The sequence below is a fragment of the Maribacter litopenaei genome (genome assembly GCF_025244665.1).
In the GTDB taxonomy this organism is placed as follows: Bacteria; Bacteroidota; Bacteroidia; order Flavobacteriales; family Flavobacteriaceae; genus Maribacter; species Maribacter litopenaei.
In genome coordinates this window covers 540,865-556,004 of record NZ_CP104205.1, presented here as the reverse complement: position 1 = coordinate 556,004, position 15,140 = coordinate 540,865, and the positions used below count along the sequence as shown (strand labels likewise).

The 15,140-nt window shown below is 39.8% G+C and carries 10 protein-coding genes, 1 tRNA gene and 4 pseudogenes; 7 read left to right on the top strand and 8 right to left on the bottom strand.

Going from position 1 to position 15,140, the window contains the following annotated elements; translation table 11 throughout:
* Positions 1-24: 24 nt before the first annotated feature.
* On the top strand, positions 25-396 hold the full coding sequence (locus NYZ99_RS02880) for an SPOR domain-containing protein (protein ID WP_260573443.1): 372 nt from the start codon (positions 25-27) through the stop codon (positions 394-396).
* Between the two features lie 41 nt (positions 397-437).
* Here NYZ99_RS02880 and infB read toward each other — a convergent pair.
* From infB to rimP, 3 pseudogenes are all read right to left on the bottom strand, one after another.
* Positions 438-3,121, bottom strand: a pseudogene (infB, locus tag NYZ99_RS02875) (translation initiation factor IF-2).
* 43 nt (positions 3,122-3,164) lie between these two features.
* A pseudogene (gene nusA, locus NYZ99_RS02870) lies at positions 3,165-4,396 on the bottom strand (transcription termination factor NusA).
* A 12-nt stretch (positions 4,397-4,408) separates the two neighbouring features.
* A pseudogene (rimP, locus tag NYZ99_RS02865) lies at positions 4,409-4,871 on the bottom strand (ribosome assembly cofactor RimP).
* A gap of 223 nt (positions 4,872-5,094) precedes the next feature.
* Between rimP and NYZ99_RS02860 the strand changes: the two are divergent.
* From NYZ99_RS02860 to NYZ99_RS02850, 3 genes are read left to right on the top strand one after another with little or no spacing between them, the layout of a single operon-like run.
* Entirely contained in the window at positions 5,095-5,286 is a 192-nt protein-coding gene (locus tag NYZ99_RS02860) for a hypothetical protein (protein WP_260573442.1), read from the top strand.
* A 25-nt stretch (positions 5,287-5,311) separates the two neighbouring features.
* Positions 5,312-5,800 (top strand): cation:proton antiporter domain-containing protein, encoded by a 489-nt coding sequence (locus NYZ99_RS02855; RefSeq protein WP_260573441.1) that lies wholly within the window; start codon positions 5,312-5,314, stop codon positions 5,798-5,800.
* 46 nt (positions 5,801-5,846) lie between these two features.
* Positions 5,847-6,440: a cation:proton antiporter gene (locus tag NYZ99_RS02850; RefSeq protein WP_260573440.1), complete on the top strand. Its 594-nt coding sequence runs from the start codon at positions 5,847-5,849 to the stop codon at positions 6,438-6,440.
* Between the two features lie 9 nt (positions 6,441-6,449).
* On the opposite strand, the gene NYZ99_RS02845 is transcribed toward NYZ99_RS02850, so the two are convergent.
* The gene (locus tag NYZ99_RS02845; RefSeq protein WP_260573439.1) at positions 6,450-6,779 is read right to left on the bottom strand and encodes a hypothetical protein; all 330 of its coding nucleotides are present in this window, start codon (positions 6,777-6,779) and stop codon (positions 6,450-6,452) included.
* 270 nt (positions 6,780-7,049) lie between these two features.
* Between NYZ99_RS02845 and NYZ99_RS02840 the strand changes: the two genes are divergently transcribed.
* Positions 7,050-8,015 carry a sugar phosphate isomerase/epimerase family protein gene (locus tag NYZ99_RS02840; protein WP_260573438.1) on the top strand — a complete coding sequence of 322 codons (966 nt, stop codon included), beginning with the start codon at positions 7,050-7,052 and terminating at the stop codon, positions 8,013-8,015.
* Between the two features lie 134 nt (positions 8,016-8,149).
* Positions 8,150-8,884, top strand: a complete 735-nt coding sequence (locus NYZ99_RS02835; protein WP_260573437.1) for an SOS response-associated peptidase — start codon at positions 8,150-8,152, stop codon at positions 8,882-8,884.
* Positions 8,885-9,108: 224 nt separating this feature from the next.
* On the opposite strand, the gene NYZ99_RS02830 is transcribed toward NYZ99_RS02835, so the two are convergent.
* Positions 9,109-9,179, bottom strand: a tRNA-Gln gene (locus NYZ99_RS02830).
* Positions 9,180-9,347: 168 nt separating this feature from the next.
* Here NYZ99_RS02830 and NYZ99_RS02825 point away from each other — a divergent pair.
* Positions 9,348-12,701: pseudogene (locus NYZ99_RS02825) on the top strand (glycosyltransferase family 117 protein).
* Positions 12,702-12,737: 36 nt separating this feature from the next.
* Here NYZ99_RS02825 and NYZ99_RS02820 read toward each other — a convergent pair.
* The 3 genes from NYZ99_RS02820 to NYZ99_RS02810 all read right to left on the bottom strand — a co-directional run bounded on the left by NYZ99_RS02820 (position 12,738) and on the right by NYZ99_RS02810 (position 15,133).
* Positions 12,738-13,034, bottom strand: coding sequence for a thioredoxin family protein (locus NYZ99_RS02820; RefSeq protein ID WP_094996132.1), 297 nt, complete (start codon positions 13,032-13,034; stop codon positions 12,738-12,740).
* Positions 13,035-13,126: 92 nt separating this feature from the next.
* Complete coding sequence (locus tag NYZ99_RS02815; RefSeq protein WP_260573436.1) at positions 13,127-14,356, bottom strand: metallophosphoesterase; 1,230 nt, start codon at positions 14,354-14,356, stop codon at positions 13,127-13,129.
* A 54-nt stretch (positions 14,357-14,410) separates the two neighbouring features.
* Positions 14,411-15,133 (bottom strand): copper homeostasis protein CutC, encoded by a 723-nt coding sequence (locus NYZ99_RS02810; protein ID WP_260573435.1) that lies wholly within the window; start codon positions 15,131-15,133, stop codon positions 14,411-14,413.
* Between the last annotated feature and the right edge of the window lie 7 nt (positions 15,134-15,140).

Sequence of the window (15,140 nt, the reverse complement as noted above, 5' to 3'; positions counted from 1 at the left end):
ATTAAATCACCTGTTTTTATATCCATGAAAAAACTTTTTTTTATAGCGACCCTTATTTTTATAACAAATTATTTAAGCGCCCAAGAGGGTACCATATCCATAGACCAAGACGCTCAAATAACCCAACTTTTGGATTTATACAAGAAGTCTTTGGATAAAAATGATTATTACCGGATACAGGTAGGTTTTGTTAGTAATAATGAAAAGGCCCAAGAAATAAAAAGCAACGTGGAAATTGACTTCCCGGAATTACCTTCCCAAATAGATTTTGACTCCCCTACCTATCGCATACGAGTGGGTAGGTTTAAATCGAAATTGGAGGCGGAACGAAAGTTTAACGAGGTAAGGAAAAAGTATCCGAATGCGATGCTTCTAAAACCAAAAAAATCGACCTAAAAGGCCGATTTTTTTATTTCTTAAATTTCTTAAATAATTTACTATTTCAACTTCTTCTTAACCGCTACCTCTTGGAAAGCTTCCACTATGTCATCTACATTGATATCATTGTAGTTCTTAATCTGAAGTCCGCAATCATACCCTTTTGAAACTTCCTTAACATCATCCTTAAATCGCTTTAATGATGCCAATTCTCCAGTATAGATAACAACTCCATCTCGGATGAGACGTATATTGGAATTCCTGTAAATTTTACCACTGGTCACCATACAACCCGCGATAGTACCAATTTTGGATATTTTAAAGGTCTCCCTAATTTCAGCAGTACCGGTAATCTCTTCCTTCATTTCAGGAGAAAGCATTCCCTCCATGGCATCCTTAAGATCATTTATGGCATCATAGATGATGGAATACATACGAATATCAATTTCCTCATTTTCAGCCATGGTCTTGGCGTTACCCATTGGGCGTACGTTAAATCCAATAATGATGGCATCAGATGCCGATGCCAACAATACGTCTGACTCCGTTATTGGATCTACTGCTTTGTAAATAATATTCACCTGAATTTCGTCGGTGGATAATTTCCGGAACGAATCCGTTAATGCCTCTACGGAACCGTCCACATCACCTTTAAGAATGATGTTCAATTCCTTGAATTCACCCAAGGCAATACGTCTACCAATTTCATCCAAGGTAATATGACGCTGGGTTCTAACAGATTGTTCGCGCTGCAATTGAGATCTTCGGGCAGCAATTTGTTTGGCCTCCCTTTCATCTTCCAGTACATGGAATTTGTCACCTGCTTGTGGAGCTCCATCAAGACCTAATATGGATATCGGTTGGGATGGGCCTACTTTGGTCACGTTTTTGCCTCGCTCATCTTGCATGGCCTTCACCTTTCCACTCGTGGTACCTGCCAAGACATAATCTCCAATATTCAGGACCCTGCCTGCACCAAAATCGTGGACACGTACCCCTTTCCTTTGTCCAAAAATGCCTCTACAACAGTACCGGAAGCCAATTTGTTAGGATTGGCCTTCAACTCCAGTAATTCGGCCTCCAACAACACTTTTTCCAAAAGTTCCTGCACACCTTGTCCAGTCTTGGCAGAAATATCATGAGATTGGATTTTACCACCCCAATCTTCCACCAACAAGTTCATCTGTGCAAGCCCTTCCTTAATTTTATCAGGATTTGCCGTTGGCTTATCCACTTTATTTATTGCAAATACTATAGGTACACCGGCCGCCTGGGCATGACTAATCGCCTCCTTGGTTTGTGGCATTATATCATCATCCGCCGCAATTACAATAATGGCAATATCCGTTACTTGGGCACCTCTCGCACGCATCGCCGTAAATGCCTCGTGACCTGGAGTATCCAGAAAAGAAATTTTTTGACCATTATCCAAGGTTACCGCGTATGCACCGATATGTTGGGTAATACCACCACTTTCACCCGCAATTACATTTTCTTCCCTAATGTAGTCCAGTAAAGATGTTTTACCATGGTGCACATGTCCCATTACGGTGACAATGGGTGCCCTTGGTTTCAAATCTTCAGGTGCATCCTCCTCTTCTACGATACTCTCCTCAATATCCGCCGTTACGAATTCCACTTCATAACCAAATTCTTCAGCAACAATGGATAAGGTTTCCGCATCCAAACGTTGGTTCATGGTTACCATTATACCAAGGGACATACAGGCTGAAATAATCTCTGTAGTGGATACATCCATCATCGTAGCGACCTCACTTGCGGTTACAAACTCGGTAACCTTAAGGATCTTGCTTTCCAGCTCCTGTTGTTCAAGGTCTTTCTCGGTCTGCTGACGGTGCTGATCTCTTTTGTCCCTTCTATATTTGGCCCCTTTCCCTTTCTTGGATTTACCCTGTAATTTTTCCAGGGTCTCACGTACCTGCTTCTGAACGTCTTCCTCGGTGGGCTCTACCTTAGGGGCTGAAAATCGTCTATTGCCCTTACGGTCGTTGGAATTACCGCCCTTTGAGGACTGTCCTGGGCCGGAAGTATTTTTACTTACAATACGCTTTCTTCGTTTCTTACGGTCGGAACTGTCGGAATTGCTTTTTTCCTCTTTCTTCTTTTTAGGTTTTTGAAACTTGGAAAGGTCAATTTTATCACCGGTAATTTTTGGTCCCGATAATTTCTTGTATTGGGTCTCCAAAGTCTCCGGAGCATCTGATTTGGCCTCAGGAGCTTCCTCCTTACTTTTTTGAACGACTGGAGTATCAGTTTGCGTTTTCTCCTCTACTTTAGGCTCTTCTGCAACCGGCTCTTTTTCCTTAGGCTTTTCCTCTTCCTTAACTTGCGGTGTTTCCTCTTTTTTCTTGGGATTCAGGTCAATTTTACCGACTGTTTTTGGCCCTGCAAGTTCGACTTTCCCCACAAGTTTTTTCTCTTCTTGGGCAGCGTTCCTTTTTTCACGAGCCAATCTTCGCTCTTCCTGTTCCTGCTCTAATTGAACTCGTATGGCCTCCTTTTCCTTTCGCTTTTCCTCTCCCACCTCTTTAGAAGCAACTTTTTTGCTCTTATCGGTCCGGAACTCGTCCAGCAGCACCTGATACACCTCATCGGATATTTTTGTGGTCGGCCTTGCGTCCACATCATGTCCTTTGCTGTTCAAGTAATCTACTGCCCTGTCCAAGGAGATATTAAGCTCTCGAAGAACTTTATTAAGTCTTATTTTTGGATTATCTGCCATAAATACTGATTCCCGTTCTTTTTATTTAACCGCTAATATATAGCTAATCTTCTAATTCTTCTTTTAGGATACGCACAACTTCGATAATTGTTTCTTCCTCTAAATCTGTACGCTTTACTAGATCGTCCACATCCTGATCCAATACACTTCTTGCGGTATCCAATCCTATTTTTTTAAACTCTTCAATGATCCATGCATCGATTTCATCTGAGAATTCCGTTAATTCAACATCTTCCTCAACACCTTCCCGAAACACATCGATTTCATAACCTGTCAATTGACCCGCCAAGCGAATATTGTGACCTCCCCTACCAATTGCCTTGGATACCTCCTCCGGCTTAAGATAGACCTGCGCAGTCATTTTCTCATCGTCCAATTTAACGGAAGAGACCCTTGCCGGACTTAACGCCCTGGTCACCAACAATTGAGGGTTGGACGTCCAATTGATTACATCAATGTTCTCATTACCCAATTCCCTAACTATTCCATGGATCCTAGACCCTTTCATACCCACACATGCCCCGACAGGATCAATTCTATCGTCGTATGAATCTACTGCCACCTTCGCCTTTTTCACCTGGAATTCGGATCGCCTTTTTAATAGTAATCAAACCGTCAAAAACTTCGGGATTTCTTGAAAAAATAATTGCTCCAAAAACAAAGGGGAGCTTCGGACATGATAATCGTTGGTTTGGCGCCTTTAAGCTCCACACTTTCTATAATACCCCTAACATTATCTCCCTTTCTAAAAAAGTCAGATGGAATTTGCCTGTCCTTGGGAAGGATAATTTCATTGCCTTCATCGTCCAACAAAATAACCGCCTTATGACGTATATGGTGTACTTCGGCAGTATAAATTTCTCCCTCAAGATCTTTAAATTGCTTATAAATTGTAGTGTTATCATGCTCATGGATCTTGGCAATCAAATTTTGACGAAGTGCCAAAATAGCACGCCTACCAAGATTGATCAACTTCACCTCTTCCGATACATCCTCACCCACCTCAAAATCGGGCTCTATCTTACGAGCCTCCGTAAGGGATATTTCCTCATTGGGGTCTTCAACCTCTCCATCTTCCACCACCACACGGTTACGCCAAATCTCCAAATCTCCCTTGTCCGGATTTATGATAATATCAAAATTATCATCTGACCCAAACTTCTTTTTTAGGGCGTTTCTAAAAACATCCTCCAAAATAGCCATGAGCGTTACCCTGTCTATGAACTTGTCATCCTTAAACTCCGAGAAAGATTCAATTAACGCAATATTTTCCATTGGTAATTACAATTAAAATTTTAATACAACTTTTGCTTTTTTAATATCAGAAAAGGGTATCTCCTCTCTCTTCTGAACCGTAACTTTTCCCTTACCAACAGGTTTGGGTTCCCTAGCCTTCCATTCCAACACGATATACTCTTCGTTAGCCTGGGTCAGCTTGCCTTCATATGAAGAATTGGATGTCTCGACTTCCAATTTTCTTCCAATATTCTTTTTATATTGTCTCGGGCATCACCAAAGGGGCAGTTGCCCCGGCCGAAGCCACCTCAAGGGCGAAGTCCTCCTCTTCCCTATCCAGATTATGCTCAATGGCCCTGCTTATTTTGATACAATCATTGACCGAAACCCCTTGGTCACCGTCAATGATAACCTTTATTTTATTGTCCGCAGATACTGTAAAATCAATCAAAAATAGCGAAGGGTCTTCTTCCAATCCTTTTTCCAGCAATACCCTTACCTTTTCCTTTAGCATAAAAAACCAAGTAATAAAAGAGGGGACTAATGTCCCCTCATGAATACTCCTTATTCTTTCAGTGATGCAAATATACAACAATCTTTGTTCCCCGCAATAACATCTTCTTTTACAATTGAATAATTTGAAAAATTATAAAAAGTTTATGCTGACAAAATTTTATGCGAAACCTCTCAACTTAAAAAATAAACTAAATTTACCCTTAACCAACCATACCAATTGCATGGAAATTTTCTCGTCCTACAATGTCATTATTGAAGCAGCTATAGTTGTAATACTGTCCTTTTGGTTTAACAGCATTGCCAAAAAAACCAATATTCCGGCGGTACTAATGCTTATTACATTAGGAATCCTTATAAAAATTGGTCTTGGATTCCTAATTCCTACAATTCCGAGACTTTACGTCATCACTTGAGATCCTAGGTACCGTGGGTCTAATAATGATCGTACTAGAAGCCTCTTTAGAATTAGAACTAAAAAGAGAAAAACTCGTTCCTATTTTAAAGTCTATGGCCATAGCGCTAATAGGTTTGGTTGGTTCCGCGTATGCCGCCGCACTTATTTTACATCAATTTATTCCCGGCATGGATATGCAAAAAGCACTTATTTACGCTACCCCATTATCCATTTTGTCCAGTGCCATCATCATCCCAAGTGTGGGAGGGCTTTCAGAGGAGAAGAAGGAATTCCATGTCTATGAAAGCACCTTTTCCGATATTATGGGAATTATGATGTTCTATTTTCTCATTGCAGGAATTAATCCTTCTGAAGATTACGCGCTTTACAGGTTTTACCATCAATTTAGCGGTAACGATTCTTATCGCCCTCATCGCCAGTTATGCCATCATTCTAATTTTTCAACGTATAAAAAGTCAGGCAAAGTTATTCCTACTAATCTCCGTGCTTTTGCTTTTGTATGCCATTGGTAAAAAACTCCATTTATCGTCTTTACTTATCATCCTAATATTTGGCTTGATGGTAAAGAACATTCACCTCTTTTTCCCTGGCAAAATAAAGGTGTTCCTAGAAGAGGCAAAAATGAAACAAATCTACCACGAATTACATATCATTACCCTGGAAACAGCCTTTGTAGTAAGAACCTTTTTCTTTGTCATATTTGGTATTACCATAGTCCTAAGTTCTTTGCTAAGCATTACCGTTATGCTTACAAGTCTTGCCATAATCGCCTCTATCTACCTTATCAGGTTTGCCATCCTCAGAATTTTTATGGGTGCTGATATTCAACCTCAACTTTATATTGCACCACGCGGACTCATTACCGTTTTATTATTTTATGCGATACCCAACCAAGCCAAAGTTCCCGATTTTGAATCAGGTATTTTGTTATTCGTAATCATAGCCACTAGCTTAATTATGACCTGGGCCATGATTAAAGATAAACGTAAAATGGGAACCCTTTTAGATGAAATAGACGAGGAATACGCAGAAAGAAACAGGGCCGAAGACTTATTAAGAAACGCTTCCCATGGCATTGCGAATAACATCGAGGAGCAAGGAACTCCTAAAAAAATGGATGTGGACAACGAATTGGAAGATGATGCACCCTAAAAAAGGCACTTAATGAGATACCCCGAAAAAACCTGCGGTCTGTGCCTTTTCTTCCGGAATGTTCAAATCGTTTATACTATCCACCTCTCTTCTAAACCTTAAAATCATTAAGGTATCTAGCTGACTTTGGATACTGTCCCTCATTATCTTCCAGTTGGCAGCGTTCATTTTTTTATTGTATTCGGTAATCTTATCAAATCTTGAAAGATTGTATCTATTGGCCTTCCATGCATGTTGGGTGCTCTTTTGATGTTGTTGATCCTGAAGATATATGCCCACACCAAAACCAAGTAGCACTACAACCAAGATAATCTTTAAACTTTTTGCGGTCAACTTCATAACATTCAGTTTTAAGAGTGGGACAAAACTAAATAGCGTCACGAAAAAATACTATCTACTTCCATTTAATTCTTGACCCAATCAATGGGCAAAGTACAAAATATAGTTTGTGCGAATCTACTTATCCGCCCAAAATATGATTACATCGGCAAAAGGGAAGGAGCATTGCTTTTGAAAAAGGTCTTAGTTCCCATAAGGCACCAAACATTTATATGAAGTACGTTAACCCGAAATTTTATACTTTTAATACTATACCTTATCAGACTAAAAATGAAAAGAAAAACATTTTTGGGCCAGCTTGGCCTTTTATCCATGACCAGTGCATTTATTCCCAGGAATATTTTTGCAAATTCCTTTGGAACCACCCCTACCCTGAATAATATTGGAGCCCAACTATGGTCATTGCCCAAACTACTTGAAGATGATTTTGAGGGCACCATTGCACTTCTTTCAAACATGGGATACAAGGAAGTGGAACTGTATGGCCCATACCCCTTCAGTGAGCCAGCAGCCCAAGAAAGATGGAAATCATTGGAACCCTTATTGGGATTTAGTGCCAGTGGCTATTTTGGCCGAAAACCTGAAGAAATAAAAACGATATTGGAATCATATGGCATCTTAGCTCCTTCTATGCATACGGATTTGGGCACCTTGGAAAATAGGATGCCACAATTGGGAGAAGCTGCCAACAAATTGGGCGCTGAATTTGTGGTGCTTCCTGCCATCCCGGAAGAAAGACGCACAAACATGGACGATTACAAGAGACTGGCGGATATTTTCAATGAAATAGGTGAAAACGCCAAAAAAGTCGGCGTAAAATTTACATACCATAATCATGGATACGGCCTGTCTCCTGTTGATGGAAAAATACCTTTGGAAATCATACTGGATGGGACTGACCCGGAACTGGTATTTTTGGAAATGGATATATTTTGGACGATAGCCGGAAAAGCAGACCCGAAGCATTACTTAAATAAATATTCCGGACGCTACCGATGCATGCACGTTAAGGATATGGCCCAATTAAAGACCTTTGCAGGAGATGGTGGCAATCCTCAACAGTGGACGGAACTTTTTCCGAATATGACATCCGCAGGAAAGGGAATCATTGACTTTGAAAGTATTTTACCCGTAGCAATGGAAAATGGGGTAGAACATTTTTTTGTGGAACAGGATTTAGTAAAGGATCCTAAAACGGCACTAAAGGAAAGTGCGGATTTTCTGCTTTCAATGTAAAATCCATTTGCTCGTATGCGATTTACAAAATAGTAGGCCCATTTACATTGATTGAAAGTTTATTCAATGGACATATTGTAGATTTAAGGAGCACCGATTGAAATCATTTAGAAAATTATATAATATACTGGACTATGTGTTTTTCTACCCAAGAGTTTGGAGACCCAATAATTGTTGAAAGATATTACAGGGTTGATCATAAATATGTTTACACGGAACCTGAAGAAGAGTACAAGAGATACTTTAACAATGGTTTCGCCCATCACAATTCATTAATTATCACAGAAGAAAACCCTCGCAAGCTTATATGGGCAACATGGGGCTTGGTTCCACTCTATAAATCCAAAACCGATTTGAACGAATACTACAAGGAAACGGTAAAATATGGTTCAGGTTTAAATGCTAGGTCAGAAAAATTATTTTCATCTGCCAACTATAGAGGCTTTAAAAAATGCATAGTTCCTGTACAAGGGTTTTTTGAACCCCATACTGCTAAAAACAATTTTAAAATCCCATTCTACTTCAAAAGAAAAGATGATAATCCTTTAAGTTTGGCCGGTATTTATACGGTTACTGACGATGGTATTATCACGTATTCCATTCTAACAAAGGTAGCTACTCCTTTATTTGCCAAAATACACAATAAAAAAAATCGTAGACCGGTAATTCTCCAAGAAATGGATATTGAGGTTTGGTTGGACTCCACACTTTCTGAAGACCAAATAAACGAAGTCATTTCCGATGATTTGGTTGATGAGGAACTGGAAACGTGGCCAGTTAGCAAGGATCTGTATAAAGGGGAAGCTGGACAAAGAGCAAGTATTGTTGAGAAAGTAAGTTATCAAGAATTAGAAATCGAATATTCCTAACTTAAAATCCCTCATAATCTACCTAAATCCGCTATCAAGATTTCCCACGGATTTTAACAGAAACTCCCTTGTTGAGATTTACCAAACAAGTATACATACGCCTTATAAAACTTGAACTTGAGCATCATTAGTTTTACCATGTGTATCGCAAATTTCCCGACAAAATAAAATACAAACAAAAAATCCCAACATCGAATGATGTTAGGATTTAATAATCTTATTAGTTGGCCCACTAGGACTCGAACCTAGAATGACGGTACCAAAAACCGGAGTGTTACCATTACACCATGGGCCAATACCTATAAGAGCGTGCAAATTTAAAACAAAGTTTGATTTGAGCAAACATTTTTTAGACCAAAAAAGTAAAAACACCTATTTACTTGCCTGTTAAAGGTTTATAAAAATAATGGGTAGGTATCTATATTAATTAGTAAATTCGCCGGATAGCTTTAACCAAGGTTCCATGTTTTCAAAGAACTTCAAAAAATGGGACACCCTTCTTGGGTGGGCCGTCTTTTTCATTGCATTTATCACCTACTTTATCACTGTTGAACCTACCAACAGTTTTTGGGATGCCGGGGAATACATTGCGACTTCAGCGAAATTACAGGTTGGTCACCCTCCTGGAGCACCCTTATTGCAAATGATCGGGGCCTTTTTTGCCATGTTTGCCTTAGAACCTAGCCAAGTGGCTATGATGGTGAATTTGGTTTTCGGGGTATCCAGTGCCTTTACCATTCTTTTTATGTTTTGGACCATTACGAACATCACCCAAAAATTATTGGATAAGGATGGTTCACTTACAAATAGTAAAGCCATTGCCATTCTAGGTAGTGGTTTAATTGGTTCTTTGGCCTTTACCTATTCGGACAGCTTTTGGTTCAATGCTGTAGAGACAGAAGTATATTCCATGGCTAGCCTTATAATGGCCTTACTGCTTTGGCTAGGTCTAAAATGGACAGACAACTTGGACGACCCCCGGGGAGACCGTTGGATTGTTTTAATATCCTTTGTGGTTGGCCTCACTTTCGGAATTCAGTTTATGGGGTTTTTGGCCATTCCATCGATAGGGCTGTTATACTATTTTAAGACCTATAAAAAGACGACAGTAAAAAATTTCCTTTTGGCAAATATCATAGTGATTGCCATTTTAATGTTGGTCTATAAATTTTCCCTCACCTATGTACTTATGTTGTTTGGCTGGGGAGAGGTCTTCTTTATTAATACCATCGGCCTACCCTTTAATTCCGGTTCTATTATTATAGGCCTACTTTTTATTGCTGCCTTTTATTTTGGACTCAACTACACTCGAAAAAACAATTACAAGGTTGCAAACACGATTGTGCTTTGCTTAATGTTCCTTTTTCCGGGCTTCTCATCTTGGTTGATGCTGCCCATACGAGCCAACGCCCAGGTGATAATCAACGAAAACAATCCGGAAGATGCGCGTGCGCTATTGGCATATTATAACCGGGAACAATACCCAGGTGTGGACAGCCCTGTATATGGCTCCTATTATTCAGATATGTTTGCTCCTGCCGGAGAAGACAGGGATGGTAAACCCAAATATGAAAAGGACTATACTTTGGGCAAATATATCATTGTAAACAAGTATAAAAACTCCGAACAAGGTCCCAATCCAAAGCATGAAGGCATTTTGCCCAGGATGTGGAGTTCACAGCATGCCGAAAATTACATGAGATATTTTGGCCCCTTGGATTTTAAAATGACCGAATATAACGCGGACCTTGCAGAAGCCATTAATCAGGTAAAAACAGGATTTGCGAACGGTGAAATAGACGCGGATCAATATATAGGTTTCATTAAAAGGTTTAGCGAATTTATTGAAGTAGAACCACCATCTGTTTGGGACAATATTAAATACATGTTTGAATTCCAGTTCAATTACATGTATATGCGCTATTTCATGTGGAATTTTGTGGGGAAACAGAACGATGTTCAAGGCAGATATAACGAAAACGGAAATTGGTTAAGTGGCATCAATTTTATTGACAGCGCAAGGCTTGGAAGTCAAGATAACCTACCCAGTGATATCTTGAACAACCCAGGTAGGAATACGTATTTCTTTTTGCCACTTTTATTGGGAATTATAGGACTGGTATTTCAAGTTTCTAAAGACCCCAAACAATTTTGGGTATTAATGGTATTTTTCCTTTTTACTGGGATTGCCATTCAATTTTATACCAACCCATATATTTTTCAACCTAGGGAGCGCGACTATTCTTTAGTAGGTTCCTTTTATGTTTTTGCCATTTGGATAGGACTAGGTGTGTATGGACTGTATGATGGGTTTAAAGATTTAATTACCCCAAAGGTCTTGGCTCCTGCAGTGGTGGTTGTTTGTTTATTTGCAGTACCAACAGTGATGGCGTTTCAAAACTGGGACGACCATGATCGTTCCAATAGATTTACGGCCAACTCCTCTGCCACGTCCTATTTGGACTCTTGCCAAGAAGATGCCGGTGCTATTCTGTTCACCATAGGGGACAATGACACCTTTCCGTTGTGGTACGCCCAAGAAATAGAAAAGTACCGTACAGATGTCCGTATTGTATGCACCAGCCTGTTCGAAACGGATTGGTACATAGACCAAATGAAACGAAAGGCCTATGATAGCGACCCTATCCCTTCACAAATAGAACATGACAAATATAGATTTGGTACAAGGGATGTATTGTACCATCAAGGGATTACCGAAAACAGATGGCCCATTCAGGACTTTATCAATTGGATCGATAGTGATAAACCTAGAACAAAGTACAAATATCTTCTAGAGCAAAATGGCGCCGATATTAGCAATTATTCAGAAAATATATTGAATATGGTCTATTATCCTACCAACAAAATTAGGGTACCGGTGAACAAAAAGAATGTTCGGAAAGTGGATTGGTCAAGCCAAAGGATTCCGCTTTGATTGTGGACTACATTGATATTAATTTACCTAATGCGATTACCAAAAAAAGCATGATGATGTTGGACATCCTTGCCAATAATGATTGGAAGCGTCCCCTTTATTTTTCTCGGAGGTAGTTTTGATGATGCGGAATATCTTTGGATGAAGGACTACCTGCAATTGGATGGTCTTGCCTATAAATTGATCCCCATAAGAACAGAAAGACCCAATTCTTTTGAAATGGGAAGAATTGACACAGACCTCATGTACGATATCGTTAAAAAGTGGAATTGGGGCAACGCAGGTGACGAGAGCATCTATCATGACACACAGACAAGGATACAGAGTGTAAGTTATAGGGGAAATCTGGCCCGGTTGATGGAGGCCCTTATTAAAGAGAACAAAATGGATAGGGCGAAGGAAATTATCGAGATATCCTTGACCAATATGCCCGTTGAGATATTCGGTTATTACTCCTTGGTAGAACCGTTTATAGATGGTTATTATAAAGTGGGAGAAACTATGAAGGCCGGAGATCTATTCGGTGTTTTAAAGAAAAAATATCAAGAGCGATTGGAGTATTATGCTTCTACCAGCCTGGACGAACAGTATAGCAATATTGACGATATCATCGCCGATATGGAAGCATATCGAAGAAACATTGATACGGTGATTGCCAATGACGAAAAGGATTTTGCCGAAAAGGAAACGTTGATTTTCAATGAGTATATTGATAAATTTCAACATTTCTATAAGGATGAGGATAGTCTTGAAATGCCGGAAGGGGAATTTAGAAGTAACCCTGATATGATAATTGACACCCTACCGATGAGCGATACGATCAGCACAGATAATACTACTACGGATTTGCTTCAGGATACTATTGGCAATCCAATAGAGTAGAAGATTGAGAAAATTTTTGAGAGAATAAAAATAGTACTAAACGTATTCGTTCAGTATACCAATTAGGGTTTTGGCATCCTGCTCACCGCTTTGGCGCCAAACCATTTCGCCCTTTTTATAAATCATAAGTGTGGGAAGGCCCTTTACACGTAAGGCCTGGGAAAGTTCCTTATTCTTGTCCACGTCAATTTTAATAACCTTACCCTTATCACCTAGGGCAGCGGCTACATCGCGCATAACCGGATGCATGGAGGTAGATTGTTCGTTCCATTCGGCATAGAAATCCAAGAGAACTGGTACATTCAAGTCTATAAGTTCACCAAATTTAGACATAGAATCGGCTTTACGTTAGTAGCCAAATGTAATAAAAAATGTTAAAATACAACGCTAGCCAAATGTATTGTACACAATGCTCTGAGTTAAAATCATGTTAATGACTTCTTTTTTAAAGTGATGACCGTTATTTCCGGCCATATGCCTACCCTACCTGGATAGCCCAAAAAACCGAAACCCCTGTTTACATTAATAAATTGGCCTAACTCTTTGTAAATACCTGCCCAATGTGGATATCGCCACTTTACGGGGCTCCATTTTATCCATCCTGGTATTTCAATACCAAATTGCATCCCGTGCGTATGTCCACTTAAGGTCAAGTGGTAATGTTTGTCATCATGAAGCACTTCCTCTGACCAATGGGACGGATCATGGCTCATCAAAATGGTGAAGTCATCCGGATGTATCTCAGAGGACGCTTTTTTAAGGTCGCCAGCTTTTTTAAAACCTCCCTTTCCCCAATTCTCTACCCCAACCAAGGCTATGCGGTCCTTCCCCTTTTGAAGATATCTATGTTCGTTCAACAGTAGGTCAAATCCAATATTTCTCTGTAGATCCTTTAAATCCTGTAAATTTTGTTGTTTCAACTCTTCGGTCTCCCAAGGAATGTAATCCCCATAGTCATGATTGCCCAACACAGAGAACTTACCGTCCTTGGCCTCCAACGTACTGAACAACTCTGCCCATGGCAGCATTTCCTCGGTCTTGTTGTTCACCATATCCCCAGTAAAAAGTAATACATCGCTTTTTTGCCTATTGATAAGGTCTACACCGTATTCAATTTTTTTACGGTCATCAAAACTACCACTATGGATATCCGATATTTGGGTGATTTGGTAGCCGTCAAAACTATCGGGCAAATCCTCATATTCTAGGGTATATTTAAGTACCTTAAAATTGTACTTGCCCTTGTACATCCCATATAACAAGGCACCGAATGGCAAGGCCGCTATACCCATTGCAATCATTGCCAAAAACCTTCTTCTTTCGGGAAGGCTAAACTCCTTGGAAGCCCCAAAGAGCTTTTGGTAAGTACCTGAAAGTAGTCTAAAAATATCCTCAGAAAACAAGAAAAGAATAATGACAAGCTTAAACGATAACATGGTCAACAAAAAACCAAAGGCATAACTTTTTGGCCTGCTTAAAACGCGGCCTGCCTCCTCCCCTGCCGTAAATTGATATATAAAGTTGATCAAAACAGCCATGGAAACCGGAATGTATATGAGATACACCCATGGTTGCCTAAAAAGCGATCGTAACGCCTGAACGATGTAAAAACTCAGACCTAAATATATGAGAACAAATATTATCCAGCGTAGCATGCTTTTTTTTACAAATATATTTTATGATGGACAGGAAAGGGGTTTATTTTGATTTTATTTAACCTTATCCACCACGGATTTAATTGTTTCAAAATTTGAAACACCCAGTTTGTCATCGTTCAGAAAGGATATTGAATTCATGGATATAGGTGGTGGGGAGGCCAACGTTTGATGAAATTTTGTTCCGGATAGATGTACTGCCTCGAATCCTACTTCCAAGAATGACGAGACATTCCCCTCATTAATACCCGAACCCGGCATGATCGAAACACTCGGAAAAAGCTTCTTTAACTCCTTTAAAAGTGGTAGTCCCTCATGAGCCGATTTTTTTTGCCCTGAAGTCAAAACATAATCGACCTTTAAGGTATCCAAAACCTTCATGGTCTTTTTAGGATCTCTTACCCAATCAAAGGCCCTGTGAAAGGTAAACTTCATCCCCTTGGATGCATCTATCAATGCGGCCGTCCTATTCTCATCCAATGCAAAATCGGTATGTAATATTCCTGAGACCACTCCTTCCATTCCCAATTTCTTGCACATTTCAATATCCTTTAACATAACCTCGAACTCAACATTGGAATAAGTGAAATCTCCACTCCTAGGCCGTATTAACACATGAACCGGAATAGAAACCTGTTCCTTAATCTTTTTCATCAGTCCATAGGAAGGTGTAATTCCTCCTACGGCCAACTCGGCACACAACTCAATTCTATCGGCTCCCGCCCGTTCCGCGTTGATGGCAGATTCCACAGAATTAGCACAGACTTCTACTAGCATCTTCTTA

Bases quoted from the DNA above. Each gene is read 5' to 3' on its own strand.
- NYZ99_RS02855 (WP_260573441.1), top strand. From the start codon at position 5,312: ATGATCGTACTAGAAGCCTCTTTAGAATTAGAACTAAAAAGAGAAAAA.
- NYZ99_RS02815 (WP_260573436.1), bottom strand. From the start codon at position 14,356: ATGCTACGCTGGATAATATTTGTTCTCATATATTTAGGTCTGAGTTTT.
- NYZ99_RS02840 (WP_260573438.1), top strand. From the start codon at position 7,050: ATGAAAAGAAAAACATTTTTGGGCCAGCTTGGCCTTTTATCCATGACC.
- NYZ99_RS02850 (WP_260573440.1), top strand. From the start codon at position 5,847: ATGGTAAAGAACATTCACCTCTTTTTCCCTGGCAAAATAAAGGTGTTC.
- NYZ99_RS02810 (WP_260573435.1), bottom strand. From the start codon at position 15,133: ATGCTAGTAGAAGTCTGTGCTAATTCTGTGGAATCTGCCATCAACGCG.
- NYZ99_RS02820 (WP_094996132.1), bottom strand. From the start codon at position 13,034: ATGTCTAAATTTGGTGAACTTATAGACTTGAATGTACCAGTTCTCTTG.
- NYZ99_RS02835 (WP_260573437.1), top strand. From the start codon at position 8,150: ATGTGTTTTTCTACCCAAGAGTTTGGAGACCCAATAATTGTTGAAAGA.
- NYZ99_RS02880 (WP_260573443.1), top strand. From the start codon at position 25: ATGAAAAAACTTTTTTTTATAGCGACCCTTATTTTTATAACAAATTAT.
- NYZ99_RS02845 (WP_260573439.1), bottom strand. From the start codon at position 6,779: ATGAAGTTGACCGCAAAAAGTTTAAAGATTATCTTGGTTGTAGTGCTA.
- NYZ99_RS02860 (WP_260573442.1), top strand. From the start codon at position 5,095: ATGGAAATTTTCTCGTCCTACAATGTCATTATTGAAGCAGCTATAGTT.